The following is a 19563-nucleotide window of genomic DNA, read 5'->3' on the forward strand; positions in this document are numbered from 1 at the left end:
CTGTGTCGGTCGGGCTGACGCCTTCGCGAGCAAGCCCGCTCCCACAGGGGAATGCGGTCACTGCGCGAGCAAGCTCGCTCCCACAGGGGAGCGCGGTCACTGTGGGAGCGGGCTTGCTCGCGAAGAGGCCAGTCCAGACAACACACCTGCTTGATCCAAAAAACAACAAAGCCACACCCGAAACATTCGCCGAACTCGGCTCTGCCATAAATCCAATAACATTCGGAGTAAGTCGCCCATGGCTCGTTTGCAACGCACCCTTTCATTAGGGTCGGTGGTGCTGTTCGGCATCGCCTACATGACGCCGATCATTGTCCTCGGCACTTTTGGCATTCTCGCGCAATCCACCGCCGGCATGGTCCCGGCCGCGTACCTGGCAGCACTGGTGGCGATGTTCTTCACCGCCATGAGCTACGGGCGCATGGCCGCCGCGTTCCCCGTCGCCGGTTCCGCCTACAGCTACGTGCGCAAGGCGATCAGCCCCAAGCTCGGCTTCATCGCCGGTTGGGCGGTGCTGCTCGATTACCTGTTTTTGCCGATGGCGATCTGGCTGATCGGCGCGGCGTACCTCGCTTCGGCGTTCCCGTCGATCCCGCAGTGGATCTGGGTACTGGCGTTCATCGGCATCACCAGCGCGATCAACATCATCGGTCTGAAACTGGCCAACGGCATCAACGCCTTGCTGATGCTGGTGCAATTTCTGGTGCTGATCGCTTTCGTCGCGTTGTGTGTGCACTACGTTGGCGGCGATGCGCGCACGCCGTTGTGGTCGATCAAACCGTTCTTCAATGGCGACATGCAGATGCCGCTGATCATGAGTGGCGCGGCCATCGCCTGTTATTCGTTCCTCGGTTTCGACGCGGTCAGCACGCTGACCGAAGAGACCCGCGACCCACGCCGCACCATTCCACGGGCGATCATGTTGATCACGCTGATCGGCGGGCTGATCTTCGTCGGGGTGTCGTACTTTGTGCAGATCGCCCACCCGTCATTCCAGTTCGACAGCGTCGACTCGGCGGCCTATGAAATTGCGCGCAACATCGGCGGCGATCTGTTCGTCTCGATCTTCCTCATCGGCCTGATCGTCGGCCAGTTCGCCTCGGGATTGTCGGCCCAGGCCAGCGGTTCGCGCCTGCTGTTTGCGATGGGCCGCGACGGCGTGTTGCCCAAGTCGTTTTTCGGCACCTTGCATGCGCGCTTCGGCACACCGGTCAACAGCATCCTGCTGTGTGCAGTGGTGGCGTTGCTGGCGCTGAAACTCGACGTGACCACGTCCACTTCGTTCATCAACTTCGGCGCGTTCCTGGCGTTCAGTCTGGTCAACCTGTCGGTGATCTTTCATTACTGGATCGGCGGCGAGAAAAAGGGCCCGCGTGAGCTGGTGCTGTTTCTGCTCTTCCCGTTCATCGGGTTGGTGGCGGACTTGTGGCTGATGGTCAGCCTGGATCACCTGGCGGTGTATCTGGGCCTGAGCTGGCTGGCGATTGGCGTGGTGTATCTGGCGGTGCTCACGGGCGGCTTTCGTCGTCAGCCGCCGGAGATGGATTTTCAGGAAGCGACCTGAGACACCTCAGGCTGCGGGTCGGCTTTGGCGCATCGGTAACTCGACGCGAAAGGTTGTGCCCACGCCCGGTTCGCTGCGGACTGAAATGTCGCCACCGTGTTTTTTCACGATGCCGTAGGACAGGGACAGGCCCAGCCCGGTGCCCTGACCGACCGGTTTGGTGGTGAAAAACGGATCGAAGATTTTCTGCAGGATGTCCGGCGCGATTCCCGCGCCGGTATCCGCGACTTCCACCCAGGCCGTGTCCTGCTGCTGCCCGGTACGCAAAGTAATGGTGCCGCGCTCGGGCCCCATGGCCTGCGCCGCGTTGACCACCAGGTTCATGATCACCTGATTGATTTGCGAGGGCAGGCACTCGATGTCCGGCAACGGTTGATATTCCTTGATCACATCGGCCTTGTACTTGAGTTCGCTGGCGACGATGTTCAGCGTCGAGTCGATGCCTTGTTGCAGATTGGCCCACTGCCATTGCTGATGGGTATCGACCCGGGAGAAATCCTTCAGATCCTTGACGATCTGTCCGACCCGGCCAATGCCTTCCTTGGATTCGCGGATCAACACCGGGATGTCTTCGAGCAGAAAATCCAGATCGGCGTCTTTGCGCAGTTGCTCAAGCCGGGCCACGGATTCGCTGTCCGGCGTGGGCCCCAGCGTCTGCCAGGCATCGAGTACGCTCAACAATTGGTTGAAGTAGCCGTCGAGGGTGCCGAGGTTGGAGGAGATGAATCCGATCGGGTTATTGATTTCATGGGCCACGCCGGCCGCCATTTGCCCCAATGAAGCAAGCTTTTCCGACTGCACCAACTGACTTTCCAGTTGCTTGCGTTCATCTATTTCGCGCTGCAGTTCTTCGCTGGCCTGCTTGAACTGCGCGGTACGCTGATCGACCAGATGTTCCAGATGATGCATCTGCAACGAGGCGCGTTCGGTCATCTGCCATTTGGTCAGCAGGGTGTTGGCCATCTGCTGCACTTCGATGTTGTCGAACGGCTTTTTCAGGATCAGTAATCGGTCATGCGCCTGCAGACGTTCGAGCAGTTCATCCCAGGAATAATCCGAGTAGGCGGTACACACCACCACCTGCAACAGCGGATCCTGCTGCCATAGATGCTCGATGGTTTTTGCGCCGTCCCAGCCATCGGGCATGCGCATGTCGACGAAGGCCAGTGCGTAAGGGCGTTGTTCCTGCAAGGCCTGCATCAGTTTGCCCAGACCTTCCTCGCCGCCATAGGCCGAGTCCAGCTCGAACGGCGGACGTTCGGCGCGAATCTGAGCGCCAAACAGTGCTGCTTCCATCTCGTCCAGTTCCACTGACTGTGCTGCCGGTGGCGCGAGGATCTTGCGGAAGTCTTCATGAATCGACGGCATGTCGTCGATCAGCAGAATGCGGCGGTTCGACAGCTCGCTCATGCGTTCTCCGTGACGCTGATCAGGGGGATCTGCAATGTGAACAGCGCGCCTTTGCCCGGTCCGTCGCTGTGCGCGGTGAGGTGCCCGTTCATCTCGATGGCCGCCAGCGCGCAGCTGTGCAGACCGAAGCCGTGACCTTCCTTGCGGGTGGTGAAACCGTGGGCAAAGATCCGCGTCATGTTTTCCGGCGCGATGCCTTCGCCGTCGTCCCTGACGCTGATTTCGAGGAAGTTGTCATCGACGATTCTTACCGCCAGGGTCATGGTGCGGGGGCGGTTGCTGAGGTCAGACATGGCGTATTTGGCATTGCTGATGAGGTTGATCAGGATAAGCAGCAAACGGTGTTTGTCGCCCATCACCTGCGGCACCTCGGCGTACTCCTTGACCACCGTGACGTGATGCCGGGTCAGGGCCCCGGCGTTCATGCGCAACGCATCTTCGAGCAGCTCGTTGATAAACAGCGGCTCGGTCATGCTGTTGGCGCCGGCATAGGATTGCTGGGTGGCGACGATGTCCTTGATGTGATCGACGCTTTTGTTCATCTGGTTCAATTCGTCGATCATTTCCTGCTGTTCCTGGGCGATGGCTCCGACCAACTGGTTGAGATAACCGGGGAGCAATTTGCCCTTGGCGTCTTCGCTGAGAAAGGCGCCGAGGTCGTGCGGGTGCTCGTTGATCAGCTGCATCGCCTTGCCCAGGCCCTGGGTCTTGCTGCTGCGCAGCTTGCGCGCGATCAGGTCGCTGGAAATGTTCACGCTGTTGAGCACGTTGCCGACGTTGTGCAGCACGTTGGTGGCGATTTCCGCCATGCCGGCCTGACGTGCAGCGTCGAGCAGCTCGCTCTGGGCGTTCTTGAGTTCCCGGGTGCGCTCCTCGACGCGTTGCTCCAGTGCATCGTTGGCGGTTTGCAGGGCCGTATTGACCCGATTGATCTCGGCGAAACTGCCGATCAGGCGGATGGCCAGCCACACCAGCGACAACATCAGCAGCACCGAGAACAGCAGCAGATAGAAGTGGTATTGGCGGTCGACCTGATCGACGCGCTGTTGATCGCGATCGAGCATGGTGGTGAGGGTGTCCAGGCGCTCGGCCACGGGAATGTTTTCGATGCTTTCGAGCAACTGATTGACCAGTGGCTGCTCGCGAGCGATCAGGCTGATGTGATTGCTCATGATCTTGATCGGGACTTCAAACGCCGGCGGAAGGCGTTGGGCGTTGACCTTCAGTTTGTTCAGGCCGACCTCGATGTCGGCGGCCCTGTCGTCGGAGGTGACCTGGGCGAATTCCAAGGCGCTGAGCAGCAGGTCATAGGTGTCGGTGGTGATGTTCTGCAGCTGTAATTTATCCAGGTCCGCCAGGTTGGCGAGCTGCTCTTGGATGTCGTCTTCGGCGGTGGGCAAAAACGCCAGGGAATTGCGCAGCAGCGCGTTGTGCGATTTGAACTGTTCGACCAGACGGGTTTTCTCCTGCATCGCCTGCAGAAAACCCTCGTGAGCTTCGTTCCATTGCGCCGAGTCGCTGCGACCATGACCGGATTCGATTGCGTCGAAGCGCGCCCACAGCCGGTTCATCTCGTTCATCGGTGACACCAACGGATCGTAGTTGTGGGTCAGTGCCACCCTGGCCTTGAGGATCTCGTTTTCCCACAGTGAGTTCTGCTGTTTGATCTGCCGGATCAGATCCCGCGACTCGGTGTACGTCATGGTCTGGTCGGAGCTGGACTTGAAGTACAGAAACAGCAGGATCGAGGCCAGTGCCAGGGCGACCAGGGTCAGCAACAGCAGGCTGCGTCGCCGCGAGATGTTGATCATGGTTTGTCTTCCCGTTGGCCGGTCAGGGTTGTGAGAAACAGCATGATCAGCCGTTTGTCCTCTTCGCTGGGCATGCGCCCCAACTGATACTGGAACATCACATCCACGGCCCGTTCGAGGGTGGGCGCCGAGCCGTCGTGGAAATACGGTGCGGTGATCGCGACATTGCGCAGGCTCGGCACCTTGAACACCGCCCGGTCGACTTCGTCGCCGGTCACGTTGAAACGACCCTGATCGGCCACGGTCGGGTTGCCGCGATCGGCAATGTAATCACCGAACACGCCGAATTTCTGGAACATGTTGCCGCCGATGTTCACCCCCTGATGGCAGGCGATACAGCCGTACTCCTTGAAGCGCTGATAACCGTATTTTTCGTCCAGCGTGAGGATGTCGGTATTGCCCAGCAGGTACTGATCGAAGCGTGAGTCGGGGGTCAGCAAGGTACGTTCGAAACTGGCCAGCGCCTGCTGGATGTTGGTCTTGGTCACGCCGTCCGGGTAGGTGGCGGCGAAATCGCGGCGGTAATCGGCGTCGTTGGCGATCCGCTCGACGACCGTGCTCCAGTCGCTGCCCATTTCATGGGGGCTGGTGATGACGACATTGCTCTGTTCTTCCAGCGTCTCGACGCGGCCATCCCAGAACTGGCGGAAGTTGAGGCTGGCGTTGAACACGGTCGGCGTGTTGACCGCCACCGGTTTGCCGTCGAATCCCAGCGAGAGCGCCCGGCTGTCGGCGCCGTTCTTGTCCAGTTGGTGGCAGCTGGCGCAGGACAGCGTGTTGTTGATCGATAACCGAGGATCGTGGAACAAGCGACGTCCCAGTTCCACGCGCCGGGCGTCCTGCTGTGGCACGGCGGGCAACGGTTTGAGCGGCTCGTCCAGCGGGTCGGCACTGGCCCCGGCGCAGAGTCCGCACAGCAGCAGCGCCATGGCGTGACGGAACAGGTTCATCGGCAATCGTCTCCTTGACTCAACGCCGGTATCGAGGCGTTCATCGCGCTGTCCACGGTGGCGGGGCTGCGCTGGCCAGCCAGTGCGCAAAGTCGTCAGCCGGTAATGCCTTGCTGAAAAAGTAGCCCTGACCTTCTTCGCAGTCGTGGGCCTTGAGGAACGCCAGTTGCTCGGCGGTTTCGATGCCTTCGGCGATGACGTTGAGCCCCAGACTCCTGCCCAGGCTGATGATGGCGCTGACCAGTGCCGCATCGTTGCTGTCGTTGCACAGACCGCGAATGAACGACTGGTCGATCTTCAGCACATCAATCGGAAACCGGCGCAGGTAACTCAGGCTGGAATAGCCGGTGCCGAAGTCATCGATGGCCAGGCGGGTGCCCAGCGCCTTCAAACGATTGAGCGCTACCATCGTTGTTTCGACGTTCTGCATCAGCACACCTTCGGTGATCTCGATCTCCAGCCAGTCAGGGGCCAGGCCTGTCTGCTCAAGCACGCGTTCGACGCCCGCAACGAAGTCACGCTGGCGAAAATCGATGGGCGACATGTTCACCGACATGCGGATCGGCGGCAGACCGGCTGTTTGCCAGGCGCGGGTCTGGCGACAGGCTTCGCCCAGTACCCATTTGCTCAGGGGAACGATCAGCCCCGTGTCTTCGGCCACTGGAATGAACTGCGCCGGGTAGATCCAGCCGTGTCCCGGTTTCTGCCAGCGTATCAGCGCTTCGGCGCCGACCACGGTGCCGCTGCGCAGGTCGATTTTCGGCTGATAGTGCAGGACAAACTCGTGCTCGTGCAGAGCGCGGCGAATGCCCGACTCGATGCTGTGCTGCTCGCGGGCGTGCTGGTTCATGGCTTCGATGAAGAAGCCAACGCTGTCAGGGCCGTGTTCCTTGACGTTGCGCATCGCCGTCTCGGCTTTCTTGATCAGCTCGATGGCTTCGAGGCCGTCATCGGGGTACACGCTGATGCCGACGCTGGCGGTGACGCTGACGTCATGCCCGGCTATCGTCTGCGGCAGACGAATGGCAGCCAGCAGTTTTTCCGCGACGCCGTGGGTTTGCTGGGGATGGTTGATGTCGCCGAGGATCACCACGAACTCGTCCGAGCCATAGCGAAACACCGAGTCGGAATCACGCACGCATGACAGCAGTTGGCGGGCGGTGCGTTTGAGCATTTCATCGCCCGCCGGATGGCCCAGCGCATTGTTGATGCGCTTGAAGCGATCCAGGCCGAGAAACATCACCACCAGTTGCTTGTCATGGCGCCGGCAGACAGCCATGGCCTGGCTCAGGCGATCACCCAGCAGGGTGCTGTTGGGCAGCTCCGTGAGGCTGTCGTATTGCAACAGATGCGAGACCTTGAGCAATTCGTGAACCCGCGCCTCGATGGTCTGCTCAAGGCTGAGCATCTTCAGCGCCGCGTCCTGCGCCAGTTGCCATTTCCAGGTCAGGGCGTTGGCCATCTGACGGATTTCCAGACTGTCGAACGGCTTTTTCAGGATCAGCAACTGGTCGCCGAATTCCAGCCGTTCGGCCATCGCCTCCCAGCTGTAGTCGCTGTACGCGGTGCACAGGGCAACCTGCAGATTTGGATCGACACGCCATAGCTGTTCGATGGTTTCCAGGCCATCCCAGCCCGGTGGCATGCGCATGTCGATGAAGGCGAGGGCATACGGACTGCCATGGCTCAGCGCCTGTTTGACCAGGGCCAGGGCTTCCTGGCCCTGATAGGCGGAGTCGAGCTGGAAGGTCAGGTGCGGCGATTGGCGGGTACCGAACAGCGTCTGTTCCAACTGATGCAAGTCGACGTCGTCCTGCGCCTGCGGGGCCAGAATCTTGCGAAAGTCTTCATGAATCGCTGGCGTGTCATCGATGATCAGGATGCGCCGGTTGGTCTGGGGGAAGGCCGTTTTCATGCCTCATCCTCCTTGGGGGAGGGCGCCGCGCGGGGCACGTCCCGGAGCAACCGGCCCGCCTGTTCGGCGCTGACCGCTTCGCTGAAATACAACCCCTGTGCGCTGGGCAGCGGTGCTTCGGCACGGGGAACATCAGGTCGATTCAGGGGTGTCTGGCCTTCTGCGATGATGCCGATGTCCAGATCCCGGGCGAAATTGACGATCGCTCGCAGGGCGTTGGCTCCGGCCGCATCCTGGGACGCGCTGGCGATAAAGCCCTGGGCCAGTTTGAGGTGATTGACCCGGTAGGTTTTCAGGTAATCGAACGAGGAATATTCGGTGCCGAAATCATCGATGGCAATCGCCACGCCCAGCTCACGCAGGCGCGGCAATGCATCGTTGTGGGTCCACTTGGTCTGGGCCAGCGTGGCTTCGGTGACATCGAATCGCAGGTCCCAGGGGGCGAGTTCCCAGCGTGCGGTGGTGCGCAGAACGTCGTAGATCAGTTCGGGGCCACTTTTGAGCTGTGCCAGGGAAATCTTGATCGCCATCACTGGCGGGGCGACTCCGTCATTTCGCCACAGGTGCATCTGGTGGCAGGCGTGATTCAGTACCCAGCGCCCGAGCGGAATGATCGCGCCGGTTTTCTCCGCTATCGGTACGAAAGCGGAGGCCGGCAGCAGGCCGAGGCGCGGATGTTGCCAGAGGATTTGCGCCTCCATGCCCAGGATCCTGCCGCTGTGCAGGTCAATCTCCGGTGCGTAATGCAGCAACAGTTGATTGCCCTGAAGGGCGCTGGTCAATTCGTCGACCAGGGTCATGCGTTCGGCCACTTCCCGCGAGATGTCCTCGGAGTGGAAGTGATACTGATTGCGCCCCATTTCCTTGGCGCGGTACAGCGCCATGTCGGCCTGCCCGAGCAGGCTGTCGGCGTCGAGACTGAGCTCGCTGTAACTGCTGATGCCGATGCTCACCGAAATGTGCAACGCATTGCCGGCCAGGTTGTAGGGCGCCAGCAGCGTGTCGCGGATATTGGCCGCCATGGCGGCTGATTGGGTCGGATCGCTGACGTCCAGTTGCAGGATCGCGAATTCATCGCCGCCCAGGCGCGCCACCACGTCGCTTTCGCGCACGCCTGATTTGATGCGGCGGGCGACTTCCTGCAGCAGCAGATCGCCCACCGGGTGGCCCAAGGTGTCGTTGATCCGTTTGAAGTGGTCCAGATCCAGGTAAAACACCGCAAACGGCGCGGCCCCCCGACGCGCGGCGGCGAAGGCCTGATGCAGGCGTTCGATCAGCGTGGCGCGATTGGCCAGGCCTGTCAGGCCGTCGGAGCGCGCCAGTAACGCCAGTTTTTCCTCGGCCACGCGGCGCTCGGTGATGTCGAGGATGATGCCTTCGACTTCCAGCAGACGGCCGTCATCATCGCGCACCGGGATGTAGCGGTTTTCCACCCAGCGCCAGGTGCCCTGGCCGGTGCGCATCCGGAACTCGATCGAAGCGCCTGACGCATGCCGATCCAGCACCCGGGCCATGGCGGCATCGACGCTGGCCTGATCGTCCGGATGAATCAGTTCCTGCGCCCAGTTGGGCGAGCGCAGCAGGTCGGCGGCGACATGGCCGTAGCGGGTGATGTTGTGGGAGATGTACATCAGGGCAAACGACGGATCGCCGCGCAGCCGGTACAGGATGGTCGGGCTGTTCTGCACAATCATGTTGGCGTCGGACAGCTCGCGGGTGCGCTCCTGAACCGCCTGTTCCAGCTGGTTCATTTTCAGCTCGGCGTCTTCGGTCATCTGCCATTTGACCGTGAGCGCGCTGGCCATCTGCCGGATCTCGATCGCGTCGAACGGCTTTTTCAGAATCAGCAAGCGGTCATTCAGTGCCAGACGCTGGTCGATGTCTTCCCAGGAATAGTCGGAATACGCCGTGCACAGCGCGACTTGCAGCTTGGGGTCGACTTGCCACAGCCGTTCGATGGTCTCCAGGCCATCCCAGCCTGGCGGCATGCGCATGTCGATGAACGCCATGGCGTAGGGGCGGTTTTCAGCCAGCGCGGCTTCGAGTTTTTCCAGCGCTTCGCGGCCCTGAAAGGCCGAGTCCAGCTCGAAATGCTGGGACGGTGTCGCGGACGGGGTGCCAAACAACAGATTCTCGGTTTCGCCCAGGCCGTCGTCAGCGGGGACGAGCGGGCAGAGAATCTTGGCGAAATCGCCATGAATCGACGGGCTGTCGTCGACGATAAGCACCCGACGATTGATCTGCGCTGCTGGCTGGTTCATGCCGCGCCGCCCATGAGGCCGCTGGCGGGTGTCATCCGGGGCATCCTTTTCCCTCGCAACTTGTCGGTTCAACCGATGGAGTATTGCACCGTGTTCAGCATAGTCGTCCCGGCGCGACGCCGTGGCCTGTGAGTGAAGATTTGCGTGAATGCAGTCAAAAATCATCTAGCCTTGGACTCAGGCGCGGGCCAGTGAGGCGGTCGGTCGATGTGTCGTTAACCCTGTTTCTTGAGGCCAAGCCATGGAAGAGCAATCCACCCCGTTGCCGGTACATCGACCCAAGGTGTTGCTGGTCGATGACGAGGAATCGATCCTCAACAGCCTGCGCCGTCTGCTGCGGGGACAACCCTATGACGTCCTGTTGGCGACCAGCGGTGCCCAGGCGCTGGAGATGCTGGAGCAACAGCCAGTGGACCTGGTGATGAGCGATGCGCGCATGCCGAACATGGATGGCGCCTCGTTACTGGCGCATGTCCGTCAACGCTATCCGGCGACCGTGCGCATCATGCTCACCGGTTATGCCGACCCGTCGGCAATCATCAAGGCGATCAACGACGGGCAGATTCACCGCTACATCAGCAAACCGTGGAATGACGAGGAGTTGCTGCTGATCCTGCGCCAAGCCCTCGAACATCAGCATTCCGAGCAGGAGCGCCTACGTCTGGAGCGCTTGACCCAGGTGCAGAACGACCAGCTCAAGCTGCTCAACAGCACCCTGGAAAAGCACGTCGCGGCGCGCACTGCCGAACTGCAGCAGACCGCCGACATGCTTGACCTGGCCTACGAAGAACTCAAACACAGCTATGTCACCGGCACCGAAGTGTTCTCGCTGCTGGCCAATTTGCGTCTGCCGCCTGCCAAGCAGACCAATCGGCAGATCATCGAACTGGTGCGCAGCTACTGCAAACAGCACGGTCTGGACGAGGCCACCAGCCGTGATCTGACCATGGCCGCCGCGCTGTACAACATTGGCAAACTGAGCTGGACCGACGGCATGATGACCACGCCTTCGGACTTGCTGCGCCATACCGATCGCGAGCGTTATCGCAGCTATCCGAAGCAGAGCGAATCGCTGTTGATGACGCTTGACCCGATGAAGGACGCGGCCCGTCTGATCCTGCATCACCAGGAGCGCTGGGACGGCAGCGGTTTTCCTGACCGGCTCAAGGGCGAGGCGATTCCGTTGGGGTCGCGGTTGCTGAAACTGGCAGTGGATTTCGTCGAGTTGCAACGCGGCCTGATCCTCGAACGGCATTTGAACAGCGACGAAGCCCTGCTCTACCTGCGGCAGTACGCCGGGCGTTTGTATGATCCCGAGCTGGTCGAAGATTTCATTCAGGTGTGCGCGGCATTTCTGGGCGACGTCACCCTCGCCGACCCGTCGGTCAAGGTGCTGACCACCCGGGACCTGGCGGCAGGGATGATTCTGGCGCGTAATCTCAATGCCGATAACGGCATGCTGCTGCTCAACGCCGGCAAGGTGCTCAGCGCACTGCTGGTGGAAAAGCTGATTGCCTTCGAAGCCATGGAGGGCGGCAAATACAAGATATTCGTCAAGCTGCCCGAGGAGGATGAAACCGCGCTCAAGGCTCAGGGGGAGTGACCTGTGAGGTGACTGAATCAGGCCGGGCATGGGATCCTTGCGGTTTTTCCAGGCCGGTGGCTGACCCATGACCTCTGCATCCGTTGTCGCTCCAAACCTCATCCGTATCGCCGCGGCGCTGTTGCTCAACGCCGAAGGCCAGACTCTGCTGGTGCGCAAGCGCGGCACCACGGCGTTCATGCAACCGGGCGGCAAGATCGAAGCCCATGAGTTGCCGGTGCACGCACTGGCCCGCGAGCTGGAAGAAGAGCTGGGCCTGCAAATCGACCCGGCGCAGGCCTGCTTCCTTGGCCAGTTCTCGGCGCCGGCAGCCAACGAGCCGGGATTCGTCGTGCAAGCGGAGATTTTTCAGCTGACCATCGACGCCGATGTGACGCCCGCGGCCGAAATCGAGGAAGTGATCTGGATCGATCCCGCCACTGATCCTGCTGTGGTTCTGGCGCCATTGACACGCGACCTGATCCTGCCGTTTTATCGCAGCTCACTGACGGCGCTCGCCTGATCATTCACGCAAAGGACATTGCCATGATCCCGCTTCAAGACCTGCTGATCTTCGCCGCCGCCGCGCTGTTGATGGTACTGACGCCGGGGCCGAACATGATCTACCTGATCTCGCGTTCGATCTGTCAGGGGCGCAAGGCCGGGGTCACCTCGTTGCTCGGTGTGGTCGCCGGATTTTTCGTGCACATGTTTGCCGCTGCCGCCGGCTTGACCGCGGTGTTTCTGGCGGTGCCGCTGGCTTATGAAGTGCTGAAGTGGGCCGGTGCGCTGTATCTGCTGTGGCTGGCCTGGCAAGCGGTCAGACCCGGTGCGCGCTCGCCGTTCGAAGCGCAGCAACTGCCGGCGGATTCGTCGCGCAAACTGATCACCATGGGCTTTCTTACCAGCGCACTGAACCCGAAAATTGCCGTGTTTTACCTCTCGGTGTTTCCGCAATTCATCAGCCCCGAACAAGGTTCTGTGTTCACCCAGAGCATCATTCTTGGCCTGACCCAGATCAGCGTCAGTTTCAGCGTCAATCTGCTGATCGCGCTGTTCGCGGCGGGCATTGCGTCTTGGTTCGTGCGCAATCCGACATGGCTGGCGCTGCAGCGTTACTTCATGGGATTTGTACTCGCCGGTCTGGCGGTGCGCCTGATGCTTGAACAACGCAGGACGGCCTGAGCATGTGGATCGAACGCCTCGACGCCAGTCATGCCCTGGCTTACCGCGAGCTGATGCTCGAAGCCTACGACCGCCATCCGCAGGCCTTCACCTCCAGCGTGCGCGAGCGCGCGGTGATGCCGCTGAGCTGGTGGGAAGCGCGGCTGACCAGCAAGCTCGACGTGGTGCTCGGTGCGTTCGAGGAAGGCACACTGGCCGGCATCGTCGGCCTGGCATTCGAGCCGCGAGAAAAGGCCCGCCATAAGTCGACCCTGTTCGGCATGTACGTCTCAGCCGATTTTCGCCAGCACGGCCTGGGCCATGCATTGGTGCAGGCCGCCATCGCCGAAGCACACACCCATCCTGCACTGAAACTCATCCAACTGACCGTCACCGCCGGCAACGCCGCCGCGTTCTCCCTGTACCAACGCTGCGGCTTCATCCAGTTCGGCCTTGAGCCGCTGGCGGTGCGGGTCGGCGAAGACTACTTCGACAAGATTCACATGTGGCGACAACTCTGATTTCTCACTGAGCCCTTGTGGGAGCGGGCTTGCTCGCGAAGGCAATCGGTCAGTTGATATCCCTGTGACTGAGACACCGCATTCGCGAGCAAGCCCGCTCCCACAGGGTTGCTGGCATATGCAATTCAACGAACCGCGCTAACCCCATCCAGTGTCGAGAACGAGGTGTCCTTGGCGGTCAGCAGGAAATCGCGCATGTACGGCGCATCGAGCATGTCGGCGCGGATCGCCGCATACAGCGTGGCAAACAGACCTTTTTCGCCCAGGCGCTTGGCCTTCACGTAACCACGCGAGCTGTATTCGTGCAGCGCCCAGTGCGGCATGCCGCAGACGCCACGGCCGCTGGCGACCAGTTGCATCATCATCACCGACAGCTCCGAGGTGCGCACTTGCGCCGGTTCGATGTCGGCCGGTTCGAGGAAGCGGGTGAAGATGTCCAGCCGATCGCGTTCTACCGGGTAGGTGATCAGGGTTTCAGTCAGCAGGTCTTCGGGGACGATGTACGGTTTGCTCGCCAGCGGGTGCTGGTTGGCCACCGCGAGCATCGCTTCGTAGGTGAACAGCGGCACGTAAGTGATGCCGGCGATGTCCAGCGGATCGGAGGTCACCACCAGGTCCAGATCGCCGCGGGCCAGTGCCGGCAAAGGGGCGAAGGCGAAGCCCGAGGCGAGGTCGAGTTCGACTTCCGGCCAGGCGTCGCGGAACTGGTCGATGGTCGGCATCAGCCACTGGAAACAGCTGTGGCATTCGATCGCCATGTGCAAACGCCCGGCGGTACCCCCGGCCAGACGACTGATGTCACGTTCGGCGGCGCGCAGCAGCGGCAGGGTCGCGTCAGCCAGTTGCAGCAGGCGCAAGCCGGCGCTGGTGAAACGCACCGGTTTGGTCTTGCGCACGAACAACGGCATGCCCAGGCGCTCCTCCAGTTCCTTGAACTGGTGCGACAGCGCCGATTGGGTCAGGTGCAGGCGGTCGGCGGCATCGACCAGACTGTCGGCCTCGCGCAGGGCGTGCAGGGTTTTCAGATGACGGATTTCAAGCACTGCTGGCCCCATGAAGAAAATTTGTGATCATGACGAAAACGGTGAGTTTGTCTCATGTTGACGGCGCTGTCGACCGCTCAAGCAGCAGCGGAGCACAGTCAGTGCCCCGCTGGTTTTGCGCTAGAGATCAGCGAAATGCCGGATCCCCAGCGGTTTGCCGATATCGCCACGCCAGATCGCCTCGACCTGCGCACCGCCGGCGGCCTGGGCCTGCTGCCATTGCAGGCCGAGATTGCGTTGCTCCGGCAATTTCAGATGGGCTTTGACGAAGTCGGCGAACGGCACCTTGTCCGAGGTGTAGTGAAAGTGCGCATACCACAACGTGCGCGGCGGCGTGCTGGTGAGGTCGCGCACCTGGTATTCCTGAAGGAAATCCTTGCGCCCGTCAGCGCGTTTGCCCAGCGCCCGCAGCGATCCTTCCTTGCGAATCTCTACCACCTGCTGTTGCAGCAAATAATCCAGATAGCCTTCGGTAGGCGTCTTGCTGCGCCGTGACTGATCAATGCGCAGCGTGCGGCCGGTACGCCGCAGTTCAGCGGCCGTGTCGTGCAGTTGTCGCACTACAGGTTCAGTCGGTGACAATCGCTCGATGACCTGCGCGCGGGTACTCAGCTCGGTCGCTTCGCTGACGAGCATGTGTTCCAGATCCACCGGCAGCATGTCCTGAGGGGCGTAGGCCTGAACCCGGTTGCTGTAGGCCGGAACCGCCGCGAGACGTTTTCGCGCCTCGGCCAGCAACGGCTGAACATCGGTCGGCAGTGGTGCAGCGGCTGGCGCGGGTTGGGCTTGCAGATGGTATTTACCGCTGGAGCGCTGTAGCCAGGTTTCGCGGAAACCGTCGATGCCTTCGACGGTGAAGCGTTTTTCCCGGGTGCCGGGGTCAATGCTTTCGGTACCGATCAGCAACTGGTTGTCCTCGGTTTCGAACAGTTGCCTGCCGCCCGGCTCTCTCGGTTTGATCGGCGGGCGCTGTTTGATCGAGTGCCGCGCGTGTGCTTCGACCTTGGTCAGGCCATCGAGGAATGGCCCGACCTGTTCCAGATCCAGATGCTGCGCATAACCCAGTGTCCAGGCGTTGAGCTGACGACGGAAGCCGGCATAGATCTGCAGGCAATCCTCGATCACTTGTTTGCGCTCGACCAGGCTGGCGCTGACCTCTGGCAGGTGATGCTGGGTCAGCAGTGCGCGCCCGACTTTGACCCGGGCGTCTTTGAGCTGGGTATGAAAATACACCCAGGACAGGTCGGTGACTGCGTCGTAACGAGTAATGATCTCCAGCAGATGCGCAGTCCTCAGGTAGTGGTGCGTGTTGTCGCCCAGGTTGCGGTTGAGCGCGGTCATGTCTTTCGCCATCTGGGTTTTCTGCGCGCGATTGCTGATGCGGTTGTTCCACAGGTTGGCCTGCTCGGTGATTGCGTGCAGTTGATCGAACTCCATGAGGAAATCCTTGCGCACCTGCTTGCGCCGGGCCATGAGCTTTATATGGGCCGCTGTATTGCCGAAAGGGGTGGCATCGGACTCGGCGACCAGTGCGTCGATCCGGTTCAGGTGTTCCAGCAAGCGGTCGCGGGCGACGGTGACGCGCTGCACGGCGCGGTCGACCACGATCCAGGCACAGCGGCTGCGGATGTCTTCGATCTGCAGACGCTTGCGGCCATGGCTCAAGGGCAACAGTTCGGCAAGGTTGTCGTATTGGGCGATCGCGAGGTCGATGTCATTCAGGCATGCTGCGTCGACTGCTGTGTGTAGTGGCTTGCGCTGGGCAACGTCGAGTTTCTGGTAGTTCTCCAGCAGCTGGTTGGAAGCGCGTGTCTGGGTATCAAGGCGCCGGGTATAGGCGTCGGCGGTGTTGGTCAGGGTCAATTGCCTGCGCAGTTGCCGATCGGTCCACCAGCGCGGTAACCACTGGCGAATTGGCGCGGGCCAGAGCGGGTCCATGCCGTCGGCCAGATGTCCGAGCACTGCGCCGCCGCCGGCACCGCCACCGTCCATAACGGTGCCGTACACCGCGTAATGGGTGTTCCACTGGCCGTTTTCGTCGAGGGCGATCGGTTGTTTGTAGCTGCGCATCCGTGAGCCATAAAGCCTCCAGCCACGCGGCGCATCGCTGAGCTGAACCCGATAGATGCGGCCCTGACGAATGATGAAGTCACCATCGGCGTGACGATAGACGTTGCGATAGACCCCATGGGTGGCCGGGTGCAGGCCGGCGAGGGAGATGTCGAATTCGTACTCGTAACCCTTGAAGCGCTCGAGCGACTGCCGTGCCCATTGCCAGGACGTCGACATCGCGGCGGATCTGCCCAATGCCGCGCGTTGCCGCTGGCGGCTGGCCAGACGAGCGGCTGCGGGTGCCGAGACAGTTCCGGGCAGCACATCCATTGCCGCGTCGATCAGCGACAGCAGCACCGCTTCCACCTCCGCCAGACCATGTCCGAGCTCGCCGCGCAAGAACGCCGCGACCGCCAGATTGGCACTGTTCCAGGCGTCATACAGGGCCACGGCCGCGCCCACGAACGGCAACATGCCGATAGCCATTTTCAGATAGTTGAACAACGCCCCGGACTTCAGTGCACAGCGTTCGAGATACAACGCATCGTTGGAACGTGAACTGCTGCGATGGGCCTCCAGCAACCGGCCCATGTGCACGTTCAATAAATGAATGGCCAGTGATGTGGTCGCCGGCCAGGCCATCCCGACGCCGATCAGCGCATCGAAATTGCGCAGTTGGGCCTGGTTGATCCGGCTGACATGGCTGGCAAAATCGCCGCTTACCGCGCGTCCGGCCAGGTAGCTGACCATTTTGCTGTCCACACAACGCTTGAACAGATCCACCCGCGCCTGTTCCAGTGTTTCGTATTGACGCAGGAAGATCGCGTCGGGGCTGTCGGGCTGGTACAGCAGCGTCAGGCCACTGGTCTGCTCGACAATGAACGTGACACCCGCGAGCGTGCTCGGTCCCTGATGCGCGGTGTCTTCTCCTCCGACCGTCAGGTGCACCGGCAGCAGCGCGATGCGTTGTCCATCCTCGGCATACGCCTGAGGTTTAGTCGCCTCGATGGCGACCTTCAGCACGGCATGGCCGGCACTGTCGATGTGCCGTTGCAGCAGGGCGAATTCACCTTGCAACCGGAGCATCAGCCGCCACGGTTCGCTCAGGCATTCACGGCGCCAGGCCTGCTGAAACGCCGGTTCTCCCGGCGCGCCGAAAAATGCCTGGCGAATCAGTTCTTCGTAACGTCCGGGCAGATCCAGCTTTGTTACCAGATTGCGCAAATAGGCCGGGGTGATCCCGGCTTCCAGGCGCTGTCGATCAGTGGGGTTCTCGGCGCGGATCCTGGCCCGCATGAAGGACAGGCGCCAGTGCACCTCCTGATCGATGTTTTCCTGTGCCAGTTGTTCAAGGGTGAGGTCGCCGCGCTTGTCGCTCGCGGTCAGGATATTGCGTTGCGGTGTGCCAGGCGCGGCGCCTTCCATCACGGTTTTTTGCCAGAAGGTCGAGTCGGGCAGGTCGAGGCTCACGCTCACGCGTTGTTTGAGCGCGAAGTCTGCGCGCAAGCGGGCGTCGATGCGTTGTTCGGCGAAGGCCTGGCGCGGCGGTAATTCCCGTTCGAGCAACGCATGAGCGCGTTGCATGGCGCCGAGGTACTGGCGGATCAGCGTTTTGATCCGTGCACGTGGCGCGTCGTCCAGTTTTTCAAACCATTCAGGCAGTTTGCCGGCCAGCGCTGCGCTGCGGTCTTGCGCCTGACGTTCGGTAAATGCCCGTTCACGGGCCTGCGCGACCGCTACGGTCAGGCGCGGCAGGTGTTGTTCGCGCAGCTTTTCCATCTCGGCCCGGCGTTCGTCGGCCTGGCCGGGCAGCGGGTTGTCACGCAGGATCTGCGCGGCTTGCTGTTCGCAGTCATAGAGTTGCTGATCAAGCGACCAAACGAGCGAATCGCCAGCCAGTGGCGTCAGGTGCAAGGTCAGCCCGCCGTCGTTGGGCGAGCGTTTGAACAGGTTCTGCTCCAGCGCCGCACGCGAAGTAAAACGTTGCAGTCCGCCGAAGTGGCCGGGCCAGTAAAGCAACAGGCTGTCGCTCGAGTCGGGCGCCAGCGCCGCAGTCGTCGCGATGATCAGCACGCCATGCAGCTCCTCGACGGCGGTAACGCCCTCATTTGTCGCCGCCAACGATACGCGCGCGATAACCCCGTCCGCTGTCGGCAGGTTGCGCCCCGGTGCGTCCAGCATTGCGATGACGCGCCGATGCTCCTCGATGGACAGTTGCTCCAGCGCCCGTTGCAGTTCGACCTCGGCGCGCAGTCCCGCGATACGCGCCTGAAGCAGGGCGTGGTAGTGCTGGTTGCTGGCCTGGCGCAGTTCGAGCATCGTCAGCGGATGGTGGCTGTCGAGCAGGGCGGATGCCGCGTCATGACTGGCTTGCTGCGCCTCGCTCAAAGCGTCGAATCGTTGCGCCAGTTGCTGACGTTGCGGGCTGTTCAGCTCGGCGTCGCCAAACAAGCGGTCGAGCGCACGTTGTTCAAGCGCCAGCGTCTGCCGGCGCGCGTCCAGGGGAATATCGGCAACCAGCAAACCGAAGGGCGCAACTTCATCGACGGTTTGCCCGGCACTCTCCGGCAGGGTGGGCGCGACCGGGAAAAATTTGTCGAGCGCGGCCCAACTGGCACCGCTGCTTGCCGATGTGGACAGCAGTGGTTCAATTGCGCGTGTGAGTGGATCGCTACCGAACTCGATGAAGTCCAGCGAGGTGATGCGTAACGGATCCGGCTGCTGGTCAATCAGCCAGCGTTCCAGCGCGGTCTGCTGTTCGAAACGGATCAACGGTTGCGAGTGCGTGGGCAGATAAAGCAGCAGCGTTTCCTCCAGCTTGATCAGCAACGTGCCGTACACACGCAGGCGGCTGTTATCGACGCGGTTGAGTACCGGTTGCGCGACCCGCAGGTCCGCCGCGACCTTGTTCGAAGGGGGGAGGAGCTGCGACAGCCTCTGTCGTTGTGTGGCGTCGAGCCTGCCTTCGGCCCCCGCCCAATGAAGCGCGGCCTCGAAATGCCGGTGATAGAGGCTCAGGGCATGCTCGCGCCGCGACAGCGCAGTGCCGGGCGCGCGGACATCCCACCAAGCGCTTTCGGGTTGTTGGGGATGGTGGGCCAGGAGATCCAGCCATTGCTGGTGACAGTCGTTCAAACGAGCCGTCGCCAACAGGTAAAGCGTTTGATCGACGTATGGCTGTAATCGTTGATCAAGGCCGAAGTCGGCCGTTGCAGAGGGCAGTGCGTGGGACATGCGACAAGGCTCCAGAGGGCATGCAGACCGGGCAATCCCGGCCTTCGTGCCTATTA

12 protein-coding genes are annotated in these 19563 nt (G+C 61.6%); 5 read left to right on the top strand and 7 right to left on the bottom strand.

Annotated elements, in window-relative coordinates; translation table 11 throughout:
- The first annotated feature begins 238 nt into the window (after positions 1 to 238).
- Positions 239 to 1564 (top strand): APC family permease, encoded by a 1326-nt coding sequence (locus VLA07_RS05880; RefSeq protein WP_097086084.1) that lies wholly within the window; start codon positions 239 to 241, stop codon positions 1562 to 1564.
- Between the two features lie 6 nt (positions 1565 to 1570).
- Here VLA07_RS05880 and VLA07_RS05885 read toward each other — a convergent pair whose 3' ends face one another.
- The 5 genes from VLA07_RS05885 to VLA07_RS05905 are packed head-to-tail and all read right to left on the bottom strand — an operon-like array spanning position 1571 to position 9911.
- Entirely contained in the window at positions 1571 to 2974 is a 1404-nt protein-coding gene (locus tag VLA07_RS05885) for an ATP-binding protein (RefSeq protein ID WP_183783970.1), read from the bottom strand.
- Positions 2971 to 4785 carry a DAHL domain-containing protein gene (locus VLA07_RS05890; protein ID WP_333988595.1) on the bottom strand — a complete coding sequence of 605 codons (1815 nt, stop codon included), beginning with the start codon at positions 4783 to 4785 and terminating at the stop codon, positions 2971 to 2973. The genes VLA07_RS05885 and VLA07_RS05890 overlap by 4 nt, the downstream gene beginning before the upstream one ends.
- Complete coding sequence (locus tag VLA07_RS05895; protein WP_333988596.1) at positions 4782 to 5735, bottom strand: cytochrome-c peroxidase; 954 nt, start codon at positions 5733 to 5735, stop codon at positions 4782 to 4784. Before VLA07_RS05895 ends, VLA07_RS05890 begins: the two co-directional genes overlap by 4 nt.
- 40 nt (positions 5736 to 5775) lie before the next feature.
- Positions 5776 to 7650 carry a putative bifunctional diguanylate cyclase/phosphodiesterase gene (locus VLA07_RS05900; protein ID WP_333988597.1) on the bottom strand — a complete coding sequence of 625 codons (1875 nt, stop codon included), beginning with the start codon at positions 7648 to 7650 and terminating at the stop codon, positions 5776 to 5778.
- Positions 7647 to 9911: a GGDEF/EAL domain-containing response regulator gene (locus VLA07_RS05905; protein WP_333988598.1), complete on the bottom strand. Its 2265-nt coding sequence runs from the start codon at positions 9909 to 9911 to the stop codon at positions 7647 to 7649. Before VLA07_RS05905 ends, VLA07_RS05900 begins: the two co-directional genes overlap by 4 nt.
- Before the next feature lie 241 nt (positions 9912 to 10152).
- On the opposite strand from VLA07_RS05905, the gene VLA07_RS05910 reads away from it, so the two are divergent.
- The 4 genes from VLA07_RS05910 (at position 10153) to VLA07_RS05925 (ending at position 13178) form a co-directional block, all read left to right on the top strand.
- The gene (locus VLA07_RS05910; protein ID WP_333988599.1) at positions 10153 to 11514 is read left to right on the top strand and encodes an HD domain-containing phosphohydrolase; all 1362 of its coding nucleotides are present in this window, start codon (positions 10153 to 10155) and stop codon (positions 11512 to 11514) included.
- A gap of 67 nt (positions 11515 to 11581) precedes the next feature.
- A complete protein-coding gene (locus VLA07_RS05915) occupies positions 11582 to 12016 on the top strand; it encodes an NUDIX hydrolase (RefSeq protein ID WP_223008030.1) in 435 nt (144 codons plus the stop codon).
- 23 nt (positions 12017 to 12039) lie between these two features.
- The gene (locus VLA07_RS05920) at positions 12040 to 12678 is read left to right on the top strand and encodes a LysE family translocator (RefSeq protein ID WP_333988600.1); all 639 of its coding nucleotides are present in this window, start codon (positions 12040 to 12042) and stop codon (positions 12676 to 12678) included.
- A gap of 2 nt (positions 12679 to 12680) precedes the next feature.
- Positions 12681 to 13178, top strand: coding sequence for a GNAT family N-acetyltransferase (locus tag VLA07_RS05925; protein WP_103367367.1), 498 nt, complete (start codon positions 12681 to 12683; stop codon positions 13176 to 13178).
- Between the two features lie 125 nt (positions 13179 to 13303).
- On the opposite strand, the gene metR is transcribed toward VLA07_RS05925, so the two are convergent.
- Together metR and VLA07_RS05935 are read right to left on the bottom strand one after the other, a co-directional pair.
- Entirely contained in the window at positions 13304 to 14221 is a 918-nt protein-coding gene (gene metR / locus VLA07_RS05930; RefSeq protein WP_007968856.1) for a transcriptional regulator MetR, read from the bottom strand.
- Positions 14222 to 14341: 120 nt separating this feature from the next.
- Positions 14342 to 19507, bottom strand: coding sequence for a dermonecrotic toxin domain-containing protein (locus VLA07_RS05935; protein WP_333988601.1), 5166 nt, complete (start codon positions 19505 to 19507; stop codon positions 14342 to 14344).
- Between the last annotated feature and the right edge of the window lie 56 nt (positions 19508 to 19563).

Source organism: Pseudomonas sp. S3(2024) (genome assembly GCF_036861315.1).
In the GTDB taxonomy this organism is placed as follows: domain Bacteria; phylum Pseudomonadota; class Gammaproteobacteria; order Pseudomonadales; family Pseudomonadaceae; genus Aquipseudomonas; species Aquipseudomonas putida_A.

Coding starts and splice junctions, on each gene's coding strand:
- VLA07_RS05890 (WP_333988595.1), bottom strand. CDS start 4,785: ATGATCAACATCTCGCGGCGACGCAGCCTGCTGTTGCTGACCCTGGTC.
- VLA07_RS05935 (WP_333988601.1), bottom strand. CDS start 19,507: ATGTCCCACGCACTGCCCTCTGCAACGGCCGACTTCGGCCTTGATCAA.
- VLA07_RS05905 (WP_333988598.1), bottom strand. CDS start 9,911: ATGAACCAGCCAGCAGCGCAGATCAATCGTCGGGTGCTTATCGTCGAC.
- VLA07_RS05895 (WP_333988596.1), bottom strand. CDS start 5,735: ATGAACCTGTTCCGTCACGCCATGGCGCTGCTGCTGTGCGGACTCTGC.
- VLA07_RS05900 (WP_333988597.1), bottom strand. CDS start 7,650: ATGAAAACGGCCTTCCCCCAGACCAACCGGCGCATCCTGATCATCGAT.
- VLA07_RS05880 (WP_097086084.1), top strand. CDS start 239: ATGGCTCGTTTGCAACGCACCCTTTCATTAGGGTCGGTGGTGCTGTTC.
- VLA07_RS05910 (WP_333988599.1), top strand. CDS start 10,153: ATGGAAGAGCAATCCACCCCGTTGCCGGTACATCGACCCAAGGTGTTG.
- VLA07_RS05925 (WP_103367367.1), top strand. CDS start 12,681: ATGTGGATCGAACGCCTCGACGCCAGTCATGCCCTGGCTTACCGCGAG.
- VLA07_RS05915 (WP_223008030.1), top strand. CDS start 11,582: ATGACCTCTGCATCCGTTGTCGCTCCAAACCTCATCCGTATCGCCGCG.
- VLA07_RS05885 (WP_183783970.1), bottom strand. CDS start 2,974: ATGAGCGAGCTGTCGAACCGCCGCATTCTGCTGATCGACGACATGCCG.
- VLA07_RS05920 (WP_333988600.1), top strand. CDS start 12,040: ATGATCCCGCTTCAAGACCTGCTGATCTTCGCCGCCGCCGCGCTGTTG.